A 16,901-nucleotide genomic window follows, 5' to 3' on the forward strand; every position below is an offset into this window, starting at 1 on the left:
GAAGGAAATGGCTTCAGTCAATCGCTTTATTCAATTTAATAATGAAACCATTAATACGAAGATGCTGCATCAAATGGAAATGCTGACCGGAGCTTTGGCAGATGCGCCTTATTTGAAAGTGACAACCAGGCAATTAATCGAGTTTCGCCCATCGGAATCGTCGGTTTCGATCAGTGTATTTTGGCGTCACCGGCCACAGCATATTGAACGAAACGGTTATCTTTCGGATATTTATCTCCTGGGTGCTGGATATTGGCGTCACTTCAATATCCAGGATTGGGCAAACTTTAAACAGGCATCCACTGAACTGCCGAATTTAAAAGAGCAGCTACTGTTATGTGCCGAGGAATTCCGGCTGATTGAAAAGATCACTAAAGAGCGTCCGGGAACGGCAGAGGCATTTGCCGTCCGTGAAAGCACTTATCGGGATTATCATAGGGACCGCTATAAGCAGAACAAGCAAAAAGGATTTTTGGCGGATGCCTTTTTAAACGCAGCTTTTCTGCAGTTAAGAGGCGAAGAAGTTCCAGACAGCGAAGGATACGAACCACTGTTCTTTATCTGGTCAAGGGTTTATGATGCGAAATCCACCCGTGAGTGCGCTGCAGTAGTGGAAAACATGCTGCCGCGTTTGGAGTTTCTGCTTGAAGCAGATATGATCCTTAATTATTATACATTCGGCGAATCAATCGAAACTATCCCGCCTTACCGCTATCACAAAGGCATTGAATCGGAACAGCGGGACCAGGAAGAAGAAATTGAAACGATTGAAGAATGGTTTCAATCCTGGCATCGGGAAACGGAAATATCCGAAGCGCCGGCGATGGAGTTTGAACTGGAGCGCGGTGATTCCAGCTATGCAGAAGGCGGCAGGGAAGAGGAAGGAACTGGAGAAATCCAGCAAACTGGAAGAGGCGATTCGCGTGGCGACCATCAGGAAGACAACGATGCTACAGATCGCCAAATGGAAAAAGCAGCTAAACAAGCCAGCGGCAAATTCGGTTCGGCAAATGACCAAGTCGTCTACACCGAGAAAAGAATACAAGTGCAGCAAGATCAGCGGGCAAACATAGAGGACTGGCGCCGAAAACAAGCTCCGTATGTGCGGGCATTGCTTCGGGAGTTGAAAAAGCGCATGACTCAGCGCCGGCAGGACGTCCGTCACAACCTCAATGCCGGAAGACTGTCCCGGAATCTGCTGCCTCTGATAATCGACGAACGGCCAAAACCGTTTTACCGTAAAACCGCGCCTTCAAAAGAATTGGATGCAGTCTTCTGCCTGTTGATTGACGGCTCTGCCTCGATGATTGATAAACTGGATGAGACCAAGCAAGCGGTGCTGCTGTTCCATGATGTGCTGAGAGGTTTGAACATACCGCATGATATTGTGATGTTTTATGAGGATGCTTATGAAGCAAGTGATGCATCTCAGCCGAATTATTTCGAATGGATGCATAAACTGGAAGACGGCAACCGGGACCACGCACAGGAAATCGTCTCGATGGAAGCGCATGAAGACAACCGCGACGGCTTTGCGATTCGCTGGATGACGGACCGGGTCAGTAGAAGAACGGAAAAGCACCGGTTTATGCTGGTGTTTTCCGATGGAGAGCCTTCTGCTTATAACTACGCGGAGAATGGTGTCATCGACACGGCAAACGCGGTTTCCGAGGCGAAAAAGCAAGGCATCGAAGTGCTGCACCTGTTTTTGAGCAGTGAACCGACGACGGATGAACAAGCTGCATTTTACCGCATGATGTATGGCAATAAATCAGTCAGTGCCGACTCGCTGGAGCATTTTGTCGAGCAGACACTGCGGCTATTGAAACGGACCTTGCATTTGGTCATCCAGTCCGGGTAAGCGCCGGGATTGTTTTCAAAATACGACCAGCAGCCGGAAAAATATGGCCGGCAACTGCAGAAATACGTCCGGTTACGAAGAAAATATGATCAATAACTGCAAAAATACGATTATGAAACAGCAACAGCCCATTTCATGGGCCGTCGCTGCCAAAGCGGCTGGCTTTCGCAGCGCGAAAACCAGCCAAGGAGCCCTCCGTGCATGCACGGAGGGCTTTTCCAATAATGCCTTCGGATAGATAGGGAGCTGAATGTTCCGGTATAACGAATTTACTGTCCTGGTTTGCTGCAATACTGTCCGCTCGAGCGGAAATACTATCCGGGACCGGTACAATACTGTCCGCACGGATAAAAATACTGTCCAAACGCCAAAAAGCATTCCACTTCCAGCAAAATAACCACAAAAAACCCCGGAAGCTATTGAGCTTCCGGGGTTTAATAAATCATGCGCGGCCTTCACGGTCATCTTGGATTGACAGCAATCGCTGTTTCAAATCTTCTTCCATGCGGCCGATTTCAAGTTCAGCGGCTTTGCGGTTTTTGCGTCCTTCCGCTTGGATGCGCAAAGTTTCTTCAATCGTATTCAATAAATTTTCCTGAGTTTGTTTCAGTGTCTCGATTTCTACGATACCGCGTTCGTTTTCTTTAGCGGTTTCAATGGAGTTCACTTTCAGCATCTCGGAGTTTTTGAGCAATAGCTCGTTTGTTGTAGCGGTTACTTGCTTCTGGGCTTCAACCGCTTTCATCTGGCGGTTTAACGTCAAAGCGATCGCGATCTGGTTTTTCCATAAAGGAATCGAAGTCATAATCGACGATTGAATTTTTTCAGCCAGCGTCTGGTTGGTCTGTTGGATCATCCGGATTTGCGGTGCGCTTTGGATGGTGATTTGGCGCGATAATTGCAAATCGTATAAGCGTTTTTCGAGACGGTCCAGAAACTGTGCCATATCATTGACTTCCTGGTAGGCCATTTGGTCATTCGACTGTTCAGCCCGACGGCGAAGCGCTGGGATGGTTTCATTTAAAATTTCGTCACGTTTCAGCTCAGCTGCGGCAATATAGACATTCAATGCTTGGAAATAGGTCTTGTTCTGATCGTATAATTGCTCAAGCATTTGAACGTCTTCCAGAAGTCCGCGTTTTGAGTGGTCCAGCTGAATGCTGATGCGGTCCACTTGAGTGCTTAGCTTTTGATATTTTGTCATCATTTCCTGAACGGAATATTTTGCTTTGGCGAATAATTTCCGTAGGCCCGAACGTTTGCTTTGCGACAATTCTTCCGGGTTAAGCTCTTGCAATTTTTTCATAAGGTCATTTAAAACATCTCCGACAGGGCCGATATCCTTGGATTGAACATGATCCAGCATCTTATGTGAAAATTGGCTCAGCTGGTTTTGCGCGTTTGCTCCATATGTTAAAATAGCTTCATAATTACCTGCTGGAATCTGTTTAGCAAGTTCACGCGCTTTTTCCTGCTCATCTTTCGTCAACCGTTCCATTAAAGCTACCGGCTGTCCGTCGGTTTTGGCGAGATTAACTTCCTGCTTTACGGGCTCCATGCCAAATGGATTGCCGAGCAGATCGTCAAGTTCACTTTGATTCGATCGATTTTCTGTCATGTTCCACGTCTCCTTCATTGTCAGTTAAGGGTTGTTCCAGCAATTTTTGATTATTATGCTGATCAACAGTCAAGCGGGCATAATCCAGTTCCATTCGCAGTTGTTCTACATCGGTTGACAGCACTTTCTTAAGGTCGCGTTCGATAACATCATTCATCAAATGAAGTGTTTCACGCGTGTCCTGAAGGGCTACTTTCAATTCCCGGTCTTTTATCGGCTGCCCGACAAGCAAAGCGTATTTCTGCGTCAATTCCACTGCAGATTCAAGATGCGAATAAAAAAACGGTTCTGCCAGATAAAACTTGCGGGGATTTTGCTGTACATGGATAACAATTTTATTGGCGACTTTCGCCATATTCATTAATTGCTTAAAAGCAGCAATTGATCGCACTTGGTAAGAATTCTTTTGCAATTGCTTGATCTTTAATTTGGCTTCTTTAATTTGGTTACGCACATTTCTATATTCACTCCGGGTCATGCCAAGTTTTTTGGAGTCTGATGAGTGTTGTACACGTTTGATGGTTGAGTTGCTGGCAAGATAAGTTCCGGCGGCCACTGCTCCTGAAGCGATCAGTCCAATTTCCGCTCCCATATACAGCACTGGGAACATGACTGTCATTAAAGGCAAGCTGATGGTCTGCCGTTGGATGAATTTTTCAAAAGGCTTCATGAAACTGTCCTCCTTCACTGCTGCTCTTTACATATATACGATAAAGATTACAAAAAGTTTCAGTTGATTCCTTTGTCTCTTTCTTATTTTACAGGGAATAAGAAAGCAATACAAACATTGGAACTGTCAGAAAAAAGGCAGTCAATTTGCTAGACATATTTACACAGTTTTGGGAAAATGCATAGTAGGAAGAAATGGAGTTGAGCCAAATGCACGAAATTTTTTATATAACAGGTTTTGAAGAGCCTTGGTGGCTATTCAACGGATGGGAAAAAGACATTGTCACCCGTAAGGAATTCAGCAATTATGATGAAGCACTTGCTTATTTCGAAGAGATGAAGCAAACTTTGTCGCAGAATTTTTCTTGCCAAAAATCGAAAAGCGAAGCAGCGACCGCTTTTTGGAATGAAGATGATTTGGCTTACTGTGAAGATTGTGATGAAGACATGCAAATTTATCACGGGCTCTTATGGTTTTATAACAAATCGCCTATAAAAAGTTTTTAGATTTATTTGACTTATCAGTTATAATTGTTATAATAGACTTACGAACTAAAGATTACACCACAAAAAGCTATTCACCTATTCAAAAAAGTGATCAGCAAGTGATGGTACTTTTTTGAATATGTGAATTTTTTTATGGAAAAATTCCATATTGAAAATTTTTTTAATCCCAGGAGGTTTTTACACATGCAACAAGGTACAGTAAAATGGTTTAACTCAGAAAAAGGATTTGGATTTATCGAAGTAGAAGGCGGAGATGATGTATTCGTTCACTTCTCAGCGATTCAAGGCGAAGGCTTTAAAACGCTTGATGAAGGACAAAAAGTCGAGTTTGAAGTAGAGGAAGGCAACCGCGGACCTCAGGCTACAAATGTAAACAAAATTTAATCTCCAAGACCCGCTCATTGCTGAGCGGGTCTTTTTTTTTCGTGGCAAGATATTTTATTACGGCCAAAAAATATGCAGCAAAAAAATATCATCGAACAGTCTAAATGATAGAGGTCGCCTTTAAAGTTTTAGAAAATTCATTCAACAGAATGTAAATTAACATAATTTAAGGAAAATAAAAACAGATATAGAAGCCTATATCTTCAGAATAATGAAACAGTTATCCTTTAATAAACCGTCTGACAGTGACGGCATATTAAAGGAGTGAAAACCGATGAAATCAAAGAAATTACTGACTTTAAGTTTAGCTGCAGCATTAGCGTTATCCGCTGCTTCCGCTTCCGTTTACGCGACACCAAATAATGCCGTCTCTGAAAAAGTGCACGTAAACCAGAAAAGCAAAGCAACCGACTTTGTTGCAGGGAAATTGACCATGCCTTCTAAAAAATCTGCCCAGGAAATTGTTTATCGCTATTTGTCCGAAAAAGATGAGCTTTACCAGATCGGCAAAGACGTGAAAGCACAATTCAAAGTCGTCAGCGAAAAGAAAGACGAACTGGGTTTTACCAATTTGAAGCTCCAGCAAATGCATAAAGGCGTTCCGGTATTCGGTTCAGTAATTTCAGCACATATAGATGAAAACGGGGTGCTGGCGTCCGTATCAGGCGGGCTGGTCCCCGAACTGACAAAACAGTTTGAACTGAAAAATGGTTTCAAGCTGAAAAGCAAAGAAGCAACGGCTATAGCACTGGCGGATTTGAAAACAAAACTGGGGCAGTCACCAGAGCTCGATCATCAGGAAACTCCTGAATTGGTTGTGTATATGGACCAAGGAACTGCCAAATACGCTTATAGCACGCAGTTTGAATTTTTAGCGCCATCGCCTGGTAACTACCAATACTTTATTGATGCAAAAAGTGGAGAAGTGCTGCAAGCCTATAACCAGATCCATGAAGCGAAACCTGCAGCCGGTGTAACCGCTCCTTCAGGAACTAATTCAACTGCAGCTGGCAAAGGGGTGCTGGGGGATACCAAAACCTTGAACACCTTGGTCAACAGCAATGGCTCATATTTAGTTGACCGGACACGCGGCAACGGAATTTTCACTTATGACGCTGCCAACCGCACGAGAACTCCAGGGACACTGTGGCTGGATGCAGACAATGCATATCATGCAGCTTATGACGGAGCGGCAGTGGATGCCCATGTCTATGCCGGGCAGACCTTCGATTATTATAAAAATACCCATAACCGGAACAGTTATGACGGCAACGGGGCGCAATTGATCTCAACGGTCCATTATGGCCGCAGCTATAACAATGCGTTCTGGAACGGTTCCCAAATGGTCTATGGCGACGGGGACGGCTCGACATTCATCCCGCTTTCCGGTGGCCTTGATGTCATCGCCCATGAACTGACGCATGCCGTGACAGATACAACTGCCGATCTTATTTACCAAAACGAATCCGGTGCCATCAATGAATCGATTTCGGATATTTTTGGAACTTTGGTCGAATACCATTTCAATAACAACCCGGACTGGCTGATCGGGGAAGATATTTATACTCCGGCAGTCAAAGGAGATGCTCTTCGTTCGATGGCGGAGCCGACCTTAAATGGCGATCCCGATCATTATTCCAAACGCTACGTGGGCACCAGCGATAATGGCGGTGTTCACATCAACTCCGGGATCAGCAACAAAGCCGCTTATTTACTGGCTAACGGCGGCACACATTACGGCGTGCAAGTAACAGGAATCGGCAACGCCAAAACAGGGGAAATCTTCTATCGCACGTTGACTCAATATTTGACGCCAAGTTCCAATTACAGCCATTACCGTGTTTCGACCATCCAAGCGGCCACGGATTTATACGGCTCCACAAGTGCTGAAGTGGCAAGCGTTAAAGCAGCGTTCAATGCTGTAGGTGTGAACTGAATAGATTAAAGAGAAGAACCGCTCCTTGTGAGCGGTTTTTTTCATTTTAAGACATAAACTTCTTTCTATTCCTTACGCATCAGGGCGAACGCTTTCCGCAAAAGGGCCTTAATCTTCCTCGCCTGCGGCAAGCGTAGTTGTTTAGTGGAATATCGATTAGTGAGTCGTTTTAAGCCATTTTCCCTTTCTCTAGTGGCACCTCATTATCCTGACAGGGCCCTTTTTCCATACATAGTTCAAAACAGGTCCAAACACCTGTAAGCCGGAGGGTAAAACACATACTGAAACCTATTTATTCTGAATAATCAGATGGTTAAGATGGACATAACAACCAATCTCTGACAGCACGTAAAGGAGCGGAGGAAAATGAAAAAGCAGAGCATGTGCAGCATCGGATTATCTGCCGCCTTATTGTTTGTAGCTTCGGGTTCTGTTTATGCAGCGCCTGATAAAGGCATAACTGAACAAGTCTATTTGAGCCCGGAAAGTGATACCCCAAGCTTCATTGCCGGCAGCCTGACTCTATCTTCACAAAAAGGAGCAGCGGATATTGTATATTCCTTTTTAGCGGAAAAGGAAAATCTTTACGGCCTTGGGGAAAACGAGTCACAAGAATTCAACAAAATCAGTGAATTGAAAGATGAACTTGGCATGACCAATGTAAAGCTTCAGCAAATGTTCAACGGCATCCCGGTTTATGGCTCGGTTCTTTCCGCGCATATCGACGCGAACGGAGTGCTGACGTCGGTTTCGGGTGAATTGGTGCCTGATTTAGCTGAAACAGAAGCGCTAAAGGACGGCGCAGTTTTAACTGCTGCCAAAGCATCGGCAATTGCTCTTGGCAGCCTAGAAAAAAACCTTGCACAGCCTCCCAAAATCACTAATGAGAAAAAACCGGAGTTGGTGGTTTTTATGGATGAGGGAACAGCAAAACTCGCTTACCATTCTCAATATGAATTTTTAGTGCCAGAACCTGGAAACTTTCATTATTTTATTGATGCACAAACAGGCCAAGTCATTGAATATTACAATCAAATACATGAAGCAGTGCCGCTAAGCATACCGCAAGGCAACGATGCCATATCAGTCGGGACGGGGGTGCTCGGTGATAAAAAGAAAGTGAACACCGTGCTGAATTCAACAGGTTCTTATTTGGTGGACCGGACCCGCGGCAACGGCATTTTCACTTATAACGCGGCCAATTTGACGAATGTCCCTGGCACGTTATGGCTGGATCGGGACGATAAATACAACGCAGCATTTGACGGCGCGGCAGTGGATGCCCATGTCTATGCTGGCCTGACCTTTGACTATTTCAAGAAAGCGCATAACCGCAATAGCTTTGATGGCAATGGAGCTTCGCTTATTTCGACAGTCCATTACGGCAAGAATTACAATAATGCGTTTTGGAGTGGAACGCAGATGGTGTACGGAGACGGGGATGGCACGAAATTCATTCCTTTGTCGGGATCGCTCGATGTCATAGCGCATGAACTGACGCACGCCGTTTCCCAGTCGACAGCCGGGCTGATTTATTCAAATGATTCTGGCGCCATCAACGAATCAATGTCTGACATTTTTGGAGTGCTGGTTGAGGATAAATTCCAAAAGCGGCCGGATTGGGCAATAGGCGAGGATATTATTACTCCAGGCATTGCAGGAGATGCTCTTCGGTCATTGAAAGACCCGACAGCGAATGGGTTGCCCGACCATTATACAAAACGTTATTTAGGAACAGAGGATTTCGGAGGAGTTCATATCAATTCTTCCATCAGCAATAAAGCGGCGTATTTATTGGCAAATGGCGGAACACATTACAATATCAACGTAAAAGGAATCGGCAATGATAAAACCGGTAAAATCTTTTATCGCACGTTAACCCAGTATTTGACGCCAACCACTAAATTCAGGCAGCTGCAGGCTTCCGCTGTCCAAGCAGCCACCGATCTGTACGGCGCAAACAGCAACGAAGTGAAAAGCGTTAAAGATGCCTTTGCTGCAGTTGGATTGAAATGATGGACGCAATAATCCATAGAAGCAACTAGGCGAACCGTTCGTACCGGAACGGTTCTTTTTTAAGGCGAAAATCGGCAATTGTTTAGACATCGCCTACAAAAGGGTATAATTCACCATCTGGAAAAAGAATGCACAGGAGGTTTTTAGATGCGTAATTTTAGCGGAGGAGGAGATTTGACAGGCAATGTAGTGTCATTTGATAAAGAAAAAGACTTCGGCTATATCCCAGGGGATAACGACGAAATGTTCTATACACATATGGAACATTCCAATATCGATGACTTTCCATGCTAAATGAAGGTCAGCAAGTGAAATTCATACCGGTGAAGGGAACTCCGGAAAAGAACACATCTCAACCAATGTGATGTTGATTTTTTAGATAAATGGGTTTTATGAAAAAGGCTTAAAGGTATAGATTATTAAAATGAACTGGGGGAATCGCCATGACCGATGAGTATTTAACAAAACCGCTTCCGAGCGAAGAAGAACAACAGGATTTTTATAAGAAACTGCGCAGCAAAATACAAAAGTGGCTGGACAATAAACCAGGGCCAATAAGCAAAGTTGGCCAATATATCCTCTTTGCTCCCGATCTGTTCCATTTATTGACGAAACTTATGCTCGACAACCGCATTGACACAAAAAGCAAGAGTGCTGTCGGAGCCGGGATTTTGTACTTTATTGCGCCAATTGATTTTTTACCGGAAATCCTTGTAGGACCAGGGGGATTCTTAGATGACGTAGTAGTTGCAGTATTTGTCATCAACACATTGTTGAACAAGTTCCCGATCGAAGTCATCGAAGAACATTGGGCAGGAGACGTCGAACTATTGTCTGTGGTACGAGGAATTTCAAATTCCAGCAATAAATTCGTTTCCCGGTTGCCAGCAGGTCGTTTAGTGAAACGTTTCATGAAATAAAAAAACCGTGGCGTTCCTGCCACGGTTTTTTTGTGTGAGAAAACGAGAGAAACACTAGAAGCTCGGATCAATTGGCCAGACAATCATTCGCATGAAAAATTATTAAGAAGATTGGATTCTGCGGACAAACAAGGCAGGCCATCAAACAGATCAAGGAGCAAACAAAAAAATCCCGCACACCGATTAGGATATGCGGGATTTATGCAATTTATTAGTTAGTGATGCCTTGTGCTTCTTTCCATTCCAGGAACTCATCGTAAGTCAATTGCTTATCGAGAATCGTTCCATCTTCAAGAATTTCAATGACACGATTGGCAACCGTTTGGATAAACTGATGGTCATGTGAAGTGAAGACCATCGCGCCTTTGAACGCGATCATGCCATTGTTCAAAGCTTGGATGGATTCCAAGTCCAAGTGGTTGGTCGGTTCATCTAAAAGCAGGACGTTGGCGTGTGACAGCATCATTTTCGACAGCATGCAGCGCACTTTTTCGCCACCGGAAAGAACGGAAGGTTTCTTCTTCACTTCTTCGCCGGAGAACAGCATTCTGCCAAGGAAGCCGCGAAGGAAAGTTTCACTTTCGTCTTCAGGAGAATATTGGCGAAGCCAATCCACCAATGATTGTTCACTGCCTTCGAAGTAAGCCGAGTTGTCGATCGGCAAGTAAGCGCGTGAAGTAGTGACACCCCAGCGGATTGAACCTTCAGCCGGCTCGTCTTCTTCAGCCAATATGCGGAGAAGCGCCGATTTCGCAAGCGGATCACCGATCAAGACGATTTTGTCTTCTTTGTTCATATTAAAGCTGATGTTGTTCAATAGTTTATTGCCGTCAACGGTTTGGCTAACATCTCTTACAGTCAGCACATCGTTGCCGATTTCACGGCCGATTGTGAAGTTGACGAATGGGTATTTTCGGGATGAAGGACGGATATCGTCCAATTCGATTTTATCAAGCATTTTCTTCCGTGACGTCGCTTGCTTCGACTTGGAAGCATTCGCAGAGAAACGGGCGATAAACGCTTGAAGTTCTTTGATCTTTTCTTCTTTTTTCGCATTTTGGTCACTTGCCAAGCGAGTCGCTAATTGGCTAGATTCGTACCAGAAGTCGTAGTTTCCTACATACAATTGGATTTTCCCGAAGTCAAGGTCGGCAATATGCGTACATACTTTGTTTAAAAAGTGGCGGTCATGCGATACGACGATGACGGTGTTTTCAAAGTTGATCAGGAATTCTTCCAGCCATTTGATGGCATTCAAGTCCAAGTGGTTGGTAGGCTCATCCAGAAGAAGAACGTCCGGTTTGCCGAATAGGGCTTGTGCAAGCAAAACTTTCACTTTATCTGAACCGGATAATTCAGCCATTTTCTTGTCGTGCAGGTCTTCCGAAATGCCAAGGCCTTGAAGTAAAATCGCAGCTTCGGATTCCGCTTCCCAACCGTTGAGTTCAGCAAATTCGCCTTCCAGTTCAGCGGCACGCATGCCGTCTTCATCGGAAAAGTCCTCTTTCATGTAAATGGCATTTTTTTCTGCCATGATTTCATACAGTTTTTTATGTCCCATGATTACAGTTTCAAGAACAGGGTATTCCTCATATTCGAAGTGGTCCTGTTTCAGGACAGCCAAACGTTCACCGGATCCCATTGTTACGTTGCCGCTTTGTGCTTCCAAATCACCGGATAAAATTTTGATGAAGGTTGATTTCCCTGCACCATTGGCACCAATCAATCCGTAGCAATTTCCCGGGTTAAACTGGATATTCACATCTTCGAAAAGTTTACGGTCGCCAAAGCGAAGGCTTACATCATTTACTGCTATCATTTATACGTACCTCCCAAATTTCACAATAAGATTAGTATACCACGAAAGCCGCCAAAATCGATAGCATTCGTCTACAGACTGGGATAAACTTATAAAAGGAAACTTCAATCAGAGGGGATCATCAATTCCATGCGCTTGGCAATTGACCCAAATGGAGATATATGTGCTTATTTGTATTTTCTTTCCTTATACGCTTCTAACAGACCGAGGTCTTTATTGAGCAGATATTCCATGCGTACGTAATCTTTGCGTGTGGGAATATGTTCTTTAGTTAAGCCTTTCATTGAAAAGATGAAATAATAGCCGCCAATTTGGCGGAACAGCACGACGACGTGAGGAAATTCGTCGAAAATGGCTTTGATATTATATCGTTTTGCGTAACTCCAGTTTACGAGTTTCATACTTGTGCCCGCCTTTCACATCCATTTTAATGGCTCAAGCCAGGGAACACAAGTTTGTCTGCATCCATCTCCAAGGAGGAATAGAACAGTGACTGCTCAATCAAAAAAATCAGCTCTCAGCTTGATGGTGCTAGCCATCTTTTTCATTTCATTAAATTTGCGGCCAGCGATTTCATCCATCGGACCGCTGCTAGAAACCATCCGGACCGACTTGGCATTATCCAATAGCCAGATCAGCCTGCTGACTTCGGTTCCGGTTTTTTGTATGGGGCTGTTTGCGCCGTTTGCTGTCAGCTTCAATAAGAAGTTCGGCATGAAGCGCTCGATTGCCATTTTAATCATTGTCATCGGAACGCTGACGCTGGTCCGAGGCATTGTGCCGTCATATCCGGTGCTGCTCGTGAGCGCATTTTTCATCGGACTGGCAATCGCCATCATCAGTCCGTTATTGTCTGCCATGATCAAACGCAATTTTCCGAACCGGACGGCATCGTTGATCGGCGTTTACTCTTTTGGCATGGGGCTAGGCGCCACTTTGGCATCCGGCCTGACCGGCGTGTTTTATACCATCCTGAACTGGCCGGTGGCTTTGGCAAGCTGGGGTTTGCTTGCGATTGTGGCCTTGATTCTCTGGCAGCGCATCGAAGAGCCGGCGGATGAAGCGCTGGGCCTGGAAGGGGAGCCTTCCGTGTCTCCTTGGAAAAACAGACGCGCCTGGTATATGCTGCTGTTTTTCGCTTTCCAGTCTGCGCTGTTTTTCTCGCTCATCACATGGTTTGCGCCGATTGCCAGCGACAAAGGCATGGATGTCTTAACAGCAGGTGCCGCCTTGACGGTAATGTCTTTGGTGCAGCTCCTCGGGAATTTGTCCATTCCAATGTTGTTGCAGAAATTTCCAAGCCGTCTATTGTGGACCATGGTGTTATTGATTTCAGGCACCATCGGAATCATTCTGCTGATGGCAGGGGGGACAGCTTTGGTCTGGCCGGCCGCAGTGTTCCTTGGCATTACACTCGGCGGCTTGTTTCCGATTGCCTTATTGATGCCGCTCGATGAAAACTCCCGGGCTGATGACGTCAATAGCTGGACCGCAATGATCCAGTCAGGGGGCTATGTCATTTCAAGCGCCATGCCATTTGCCATCGGCATTCTTTATGACCGCTACGGAACACATGAGATTACCTTGATCCTGTTTTTAGGATATCTAGCCGTGCTTGCAGTATTTGCTTTCCTGTTGAATAAAAGAAGATAAGGAGAACACCATGATCCGTATCCAAGCAATCAACCAAGAAAATACAATGATCATCAATCCGCCTCTCGAGGCGCTGAAAGAAATGAAATGGTATTGGGTGGACTTTATTGATCCGACAGATGAAGAAATCGGCTTGCTGAGCAGCCATTTCCATTTTCACCCGCTGGCGATTGAAGACTGCATCCATTCGCTTCAGCGGCCAAAACTGGAATACTACGAAAACATGAATTTCCTGGTATTTCACTGCCTAAACCAGGAGTCATTGGAAGCAGAGGAAATCGACGTTTTTATCGCAGATAATTTCATCGTTTCTTTCCATTTCCAGGATTTGAAAGAAGTGAATATCACATGGGATTATTTCAGCCACCCGAGCATGCACCATCAATTCAAACCGGTGGAAGTGACATATAAATTGATGGATAAAGTGGTGGATTCCTTTTTCCCGCTGGTTGAAGACCTGGAAGACCAGCTTGCGGTTATCGAAAACACCGACCGGGTGAAAAAAGCCGACAAAAATGTTATGGAAAAGACATTTTCAGTGCGCCGGGATTTATTCAAATTGCGCCAAATTGTCATTCCTACCAGGGACTTGGTTTACCGTATCCTGGAATCGAAACGCTTTATCTTGCAAGAACATAAACGGGCTTATTTCCAGGATATCCATGACCACTTGATCAAGCTGAGCCATATGATCGACTCGAACCGGGAATTGACTTCCGATATCCGCGATAACTACATCTCACTGAACTCTTACCGCATGAACAATATCATGAAGACACTCACGGTAATTACGACCATTTTCATGCCGCTGACCTTCATTGCCGGCATTTATGGCATGAATTTCGCTTTTATGCCAGAACTTCAGTGGAAGGGAGGATATTACGCCATCCTGACTGTCATGGTATTTCTTGGAGTGGGAATGTTTGCTTGGTTCTATTCAAAAGGATGGTTCGACAGTGAATAATAAACAGGAAAGGCATGATGACCATGAAAAAATATTCAACGATTTTATTTGATATAGACGATACGCTGCTGGATTTTAAGAAATCGGAGCATTCTGCTTTACATAATACTTTTATGTCGCATAATATGCCGACAGGTTTTTCCGATACCCATGCCAGTTACCGAAAAATAAGCCAAGTGCTCTGGCATGATCTGGAACAAGGGAGAATAGCCATCCGGGATCTTGGAATCGAGCGCTTTAAGCGGTTGTTTCTCGAGCACGAACTGGACATCAGTGCTGATACATTTTCAAAGCTGTACTTGGAGAATCTGGGCAAAGAAACCCATGTAATGCCAGGTGCGGAAGAATTGCTGAACAGCCTCGAAGATTGCCGGCTGGCGATCATCACAAACGGTTTTGGAGAAGTGCAGAAATCGCGCATTCAAAATTCACCTTTCAGCGACCGATTTGAACATTTGATCATCTCGGAAGAAACCGGCTTTCAAAAGCCGCATAAAGGAATTTTTGATTATGCCTTCGAGAAACTTGGCCTTACCAGCAAAGAAGGTGTGCTGATTGTCGGCGATTCGTTGGCATCAGATATCCAGGGGGGTTCGGATTATGGCATCGACACTTGCTGGTTCAACCCGTTTGGCAAAGAAAACACTACGGGCATCCGCCCAACCTATGAAATTCAGGAATTGCTGGAGCTTGGAGAAATCATTAATGGCAATAAAACTAAAGGAAATATAGAATGATTTAACCGAGGACAGCCGTGGATTGGCTGTCCTTTTGCTGTTTATGCCCAACTAGCGCCGCTATATGCCCAACTTTTCTCAAATATGCCCAACTGCGCCCTGTTTATGCCCAACTAGCAAAAAAAATGGCGTGAAACCGTCTTCTAGGTTTCACGCCATTTTTTACATAGCTATTTCAGTTCGTCACTTCATTTTTCTCCCATATTTCTTCAAGAAATTCGTCCCGTCCGGAAACGGCGCGATCTTCTTTATAATGCTCCGGGTTCTTCTTATAAAAATCCTGGTGATAATCTTCTGCTGGATAAAAAGGTGCAGCATCTATAATTTCTGTGATGACAGGCTTTTTAAAGCGTCCGCTGGCGTCTAATGCACGTTTCGATTCTTCGGCTAGCTGGCGCTGTCTTTCGTTATGTACGAAAATGGCCGGGCGGTACTGAGAGCCGCGGTCCTGGAACTGGCCATCATTGTCCGTTGGATCGATTTGCTGCCAGAAAATTTCAAGCAGTTGTTCAAAGGAGAAAACATCCGGCTGAAACGTGATTTGCACCACTTCCAAATGCCCGGTTGTTCCAGTTTTCACTTGTTCATAAGTCGGATTTTCAACATGGCCTCCGCTATAGCCTGAAACTACGCAATCGATGCCGTCAAATTGATCGAACGGCTTGACCATGCACCAGAAGCAGCCGCCTGCAAATGTCGCTTTTTCTGTCATATGGAGTGACTCCTCTCACCTATAATAAAAAATCTTACCATCCTCACTGTTTTACGACAATAAAAATGTTTATAATGATTGAGCAGAAACTTCTTCACGCCAACCATCGTCACATATAAGGCCCCATTTAGAAAGGAATGTGTAGAACATGGAAGAAGAATTACAGCCGACCAGAAGACGGCGCAAAAAGAAACGCTTACGTTTTCGCGGTATTTTGCTTCTGCTATTCATCGCGCTTGCGGCTGCAGGAATTTATGCTTTTTTGCAATTTCAAAGCGGATATAAAATAGCCGAAAATACAGAACAACAACCAGTAGAATTTAATGGAGATCCGGAAAATGGAGAATTCCAGAACATCTTAATCGTCGGAGTCGACTCCCGGGGAGAAGAAAAATCCAGATCGGATACAATGATTCTGTTGTCGCACGATAAAGAAACCGATGAAGTGAAGCTGACTTCATTCATGCGTGATATTTACGCGGATATTCCTGGATATCAATCGTATAAATTGAATACTGCCTATTATTTGGGTGGTGCGGATTTACTGGCGGATACGCTGCGTGATATGTTCGGATTGGAAATCCATCATTACGCCCAAATTGACTTCTCAAATTTTGAGCAATTGGTTGATATTGCCGCGCCAAACGGAGTGGAAATAAATGTCGAGAAAGACATGTCCGAAAAAATTGGCGTCTCATTGGAACAAGGCGTCCAGAACTTGAACGGCAAGGAGCTTTTAGGCTATGCGCGTTTTCGTGCTGACGAGGAAGGCGACTTTGGCCGTGTCCGGCGCCAGCAGCAGGCACTTGCTGCATTGAAAGATGAAGTCATCAGCGTTTCGGCAATACCGAAATATCCGAAACTCGCCGGAGCGGTCCAAGGCTATATCCAAACCGACGTTTCTACTTCTGACCAAGTGAAACTGGCGGTCCAATTGGCGATGAGCGGCGGCGGCGAGTTGGAGCGCTTGACCATTCCTGTGGAAAACAGCTATAGCTTCCAAAACTATTCCCATGCAGGCTCAGTTATCGAATTGGATTTGGAACAAAACAAAAAAGCCCTTTCAGAATTTTTGTCACAACCACTCAATTAAAATGTCAGATAA

General features: G+C 44.7%; 16 protein-coding genes. 11 read left to right on the forward strand and 5 right to left on the reverse strand.

Annotated elements, in window-relative coordinates:
- Window positions 1–7: 7 nt before the first annotated feature.
- Entirely contained in the window at window positions 8–1,861 is a 1,854-nt protein-coding gene (locus AC3AQ9_RS02760; protein WP_488305921.1) for a vWA domain-containing protein, read from the forward strand.
- 442 nt (window positions 1,862–2,303) lie between these two features.
- Here the strand turns inward: AC3AQ9_RS02760 and AC3AQ9_RS02765 are convergent, their stop codons facing one another.
- Both AC3AQ9_RS02765 and AC3AQ9_RS02770 read right to left on the reverse strand, forming a co-directional pair.
- On the reverse strand, window positions 2,304–3,479 hold the full coding sequence (locus tag AC3AQ9_RS02765; protein WP_488305922.1) for a toxic anion resistance protein: 1,176 nt from the start codon (window positions 3,477–3,479) through the stop codon (window positions 2,304–2,306).
- Window positions 3,451–4,149 carry a 5-bromo-4-chloroindolyl phosphate hydrolysis family protein gene (locus tag AC3AQ9_RS02770; protein ID WP_488305923.1) on the reverse strand — a complete coding sequence of 233 codons (699 nt, stop codon included), beginning with the start codon at window positions 4,147–4,149 and terminating at the stop codon, window positions 3,451–3,453. Before AC3AQ9_RS02770 ends, AC3AQ9_RS02765 begins: the two co-directional genes overlap by 29 nt.
- 209 nt (window positions 4,150–4,358) lie before the next feature.
- Here AC3AQ9_RS02770 and AC3AQ9_RS02775 point away from each other — a divergent pair, with 209 nt between their 5' ends.
- The 6 genes from AC3AQ9_RS02775 to AC3AQ9_RS02800 all read left to right on the forward strand — a co-directional run bounded on the left by AC3AQ9_RS02775 (window position 4,359) and on the right by AC3AQ9_RS02800 (window position 9,911).
- On the forward strand, window positions 4,359–4,655 hold the full coding sequence (locus AC3AQ9_RS02775; RefSeq protein ID WP_488305924.1) for a DUF1033 family protein: 297 nt from the start codon (window positions 4,359–4,361) through the stop codon (window positions 4,653–4,655).
- 183 nt (window positions 4,656–4,838) lie between these two features.
- Complete coding sequence (locus tag AC3AQ9_RS02780) at window positions 4,839–5,039, forward strand: cold-shock protein (protein WP_488305925.1); 201 nt, start codon at window positions 4,839–4,841, stop codon at window positions 5,037–5,039.
- A 274-nt stretch (window positions 5,040–5,313) separates the two neighbouring features.
- A complete protein-coding gene (locus AC3AQ9_RS02785; RefSeq protein ID WP_488305926.1) occupies window positions 5,314–6,975 on the forward strand; it encodes a M4 family metallopeptidase in 1,662 nt (553 codons plus the stop codon).
- Between the two features lie 366 nt (window positions 6,976–7,341).
- Entirely contained in the window at window positions 7,342–8,991 is a 1,650-nt protein-coding gene (locus tag AC3AQ9_RS02790; RefSeq protein WP_488305927.1) for a M4 family metallopeptidase, read from the forward strand.
- A gap of 147 nt (window positions 8,992–9,138) precedes the next feature.
- On the forward strand, window positions 9,139–9,285 hold the full coding sequence (locus tag AC3AQ9_RS02795) for a hypothetical protein (RefSeq protein ID WP_488305928.1): 147 nt from the start codon (window positions 9,139–9,141) through the stop codon (window positions 9,283–9,285).
- A gap of 149 nt (window positions 9,286–9,434) precedes the next feature.
- Window positions 9,435–9,911 carry a YkvA family protein gene (locus AC3AQ9_RS02800; protein ID WP_488305929.1) on the forward strand — a complete coding sequence of 159 codons (477 nt, stop codon included), beginning with the start codon at window positions 9,435–9,437 and terminating at the stop codon, window positions 9,909–9,911.
- A 211-nt stretch (window positions 9,912–10,122) separates the two neighbouring features.
- Here AC3AQ9_RS02800 and AC3AQ9_RS02805 read toward each other — a convergent pair whose 3' ends face one another.
- Window positions 10,123–11,730 (reverse strand): ABC-F family ATP-binding cassette domain-containing protein, encoded by a 1,608-nt coding sequence (locus tag AC3AQ9_RS02805; RefSeq protein ID WP_488305930.1) that lies wholly within the window; start codon window positions 11,728–11,730, stop codon window positions 10,123–10,125.
- A 167-nt stretch (window positions 11,731–11,897) separates the two neighbouring features.
- Window positions 11,898–12,131, reverse strand: a complete 234-nt coding sequence (locus AC3AQ9_RS02810) for a protein YuzH (RefSeq protein WP_224077068.1) — start codon at window positions 12,129–12,131, stop codon at window positions 11,898–11,900.
- Between the two features lie 88 nt (window positions 12,132–12,219).
- On the opposite strand from AC3AQ9_RS02810, the gene AC3AQ9_RS02815 reads away from it, so the two are divergent.
- From AC3AQ9_RS02815 to AC3AQ9_RS02825, 3 genes are read left to right on the forward strand one after another with little or no spacing between them, the layout of a single operon-like run.
- Window positions 12,220–13,383 (forward strand): MFS transporter, encoded by a 1,164-nt coding sequence (locus tag AC3AQ9_RS02815; protein ID WP_488305931.1) that lies wholly within the window; start codon window positions 12,220–12,222, stop codon window positions 13,381–13,383.
- Between the two features lie 10 nt (window positions 13,384–13,393).
- Window positions 13,394–14,347: a magnesium/cobalt transporter CorA gene (gene corA, locus AC3AQ9_RS02820; protein ID WP_488305932.1), complete on the forward strand. Its 954-nt coding sequence runs from the start codon at window positions 13,394–13,396 to the stop codon at window positions 14,345–14,347.
- 17 nt (window positions 14,348–14,364) lie between these two features.
- Window positions 14,365–15,084 carry a YjjG family noncanonical pyrimidine nucleotidase gene (locus AC3AQ9_RS02825; RefSeq protein WP_488305933.1) on the forward strand — a complete coding sequence of 240 codons (720 nt, stop codon included), beginning with the start codon at window positions 14,365–14,367 and terminating at the stop codon, window positions 15,082–15,084.
- Between the two features lie 175 nt (window positions 15,085–15,259).
- On the opposite strand, the gene msrA is transcribed toward AC3AQ9_RS02825, so the two are convergent.
- Window positions 15,260–15,796 (reverse strand): peptide-methionine (S)-S-oxide reductase MsrA, encoded by a 537-nt coding sequence (gene msrA, locus AC3AQ9_RS02830; RefSeq protein WP_488305934.1) that lies wholly within the window; start codon window positions 15,794–15,796, stop codon window positions 15,260–15,262.
- A 148-nt stretch (window positions 15,797–15,944) separates the two neighbouring features.
- Between msrA and AC3AQ9_RS02835 the strand changes: the two genes are divergently transcribed.
- Window positions 15,945–16,889, forward strand: coding sequence for an LCP family protein (locus tag AC3AQ9_RS02835; RefSeq protein WP_488305935.1), 945 nt, complete (start codon window positions 15,945–15,947; stop codon window positions 16,887–16,889).
- Window positions 16,890–16,901 lie beyond the last annotated feature (12 nt).

The organism is Planococcus sp. VCh962, assembly GCF_057748275.1.

Excerpts from the sequence above, each read along its gene's own strand:
- AC3AQ9_RS02760 (WP_488305921.1), top strand. The coding sequence starts at position 8 with ATGGCTTCAGTCAATCGCTTTATTCAATTTAATAATGAAACCATTAAT.
- AC3AQ9_RS02765 (WP_488305922.1), bottom strand. The coding sequence starts at position 3,479 with ATGACAGAAAATCGATCGAATCAAAGTGAACTTGACGATCTGCTCGGC.
- AC3AQ9_RS02770 (WP_488305923.1), bottom strand. The coding sequence starts at position 4,149 with ATGAAGCCTTTTGAAAAATTCATCCAACGGCAGACCATCAGCTTGCCT.
- AC3AQ9_RS02775 (WP_488305924.1), top strand. The coding sequence starts at position 4,359 with ATGCACGAAATTTTTTATATAACAGGTTTTGAAGAGCCTTGGTGGCTA.
- AC3AQ9_RS02780 (WP_488305925.1), top strand. The coding sequence starts at position 4,839 with ATGCAACAAGGTACAGTAAAATGGTTTAACTCAGAAAAAGGATTTGGA.
- AC3AQ9_RS02785 (WP_488305926.1), top strand. The coding sequence starts at position 5,314 with ATGAAATCAAAGAAATTACTGACTTTAAGTTTAGCTGCAGCATTAGCG.
- AC3AQ9_RS02790 (WP_488305927.1), top strand. The coding sequence starts at position 7,342 with ATGAAAAAGCAGAGCATGTGCAGCATCGGATTATCTGCCGCCTTATTG.
- AC3AQ9_RS02795 (WP_488305928.1), top strand. The coding sequence starts at position 9,139 with ATGCGTAATTTTAGCGGAGGAGGAGATTTGACAGGCAATGTAGTGTCA.
- AC3AQ9_RS02800 (WP_488305929.1), top strand. The coding sequence starts at position 9,435 with ATGACCGATGAGTATTTAACAAAACCGCTTCCGAGCGAAGAAGAACAA.
- AC3AQ9_RS02805 (WP_488305930.1), bottom strand. The coding sequence starts at position 11,730 with ATGATAGCAGTAAATGATGTAAGCCTTCGCTTTGGCGACCGTAAACTT.
- AC3AQ9_RS02810 (WP_224077068.1), bottom strand. The coding sequence starts at position 12,131 with ATGAAACTCGTAAACTGGAGTTACGCAAAACGATATAATATCAAAGCC.
- corA (WP_488305932.1), top strand. The coding sequence starts at position 13,394 with ATGATCCGTATCCAAGCAATCAACCAAGAAAATACAATGATCATCAAT.
- AC3AQ9_RS02825 (WP_488305933.1), top strand. The coding sequence starts at position 14,365 with ATGACCATGAAAAAATATTCAACGATTTTATTTGATATAGACGATACG.
- msrA (WP_488305934.1), bottom strand. The coding sequence starts at position 15,796 with ATGACAGAAAAAGCGACATTTGCAGGCGGCTGCTTCTGGTGCATGGTC.
- AC3AQ9_RS02835 (WP_488305935.1), top strand. The coding sequence starts at position 15,945 with ATGGAAGAAGAATTACAGCCGACCAGAAGACGGCGCAAAAAGAAACGC.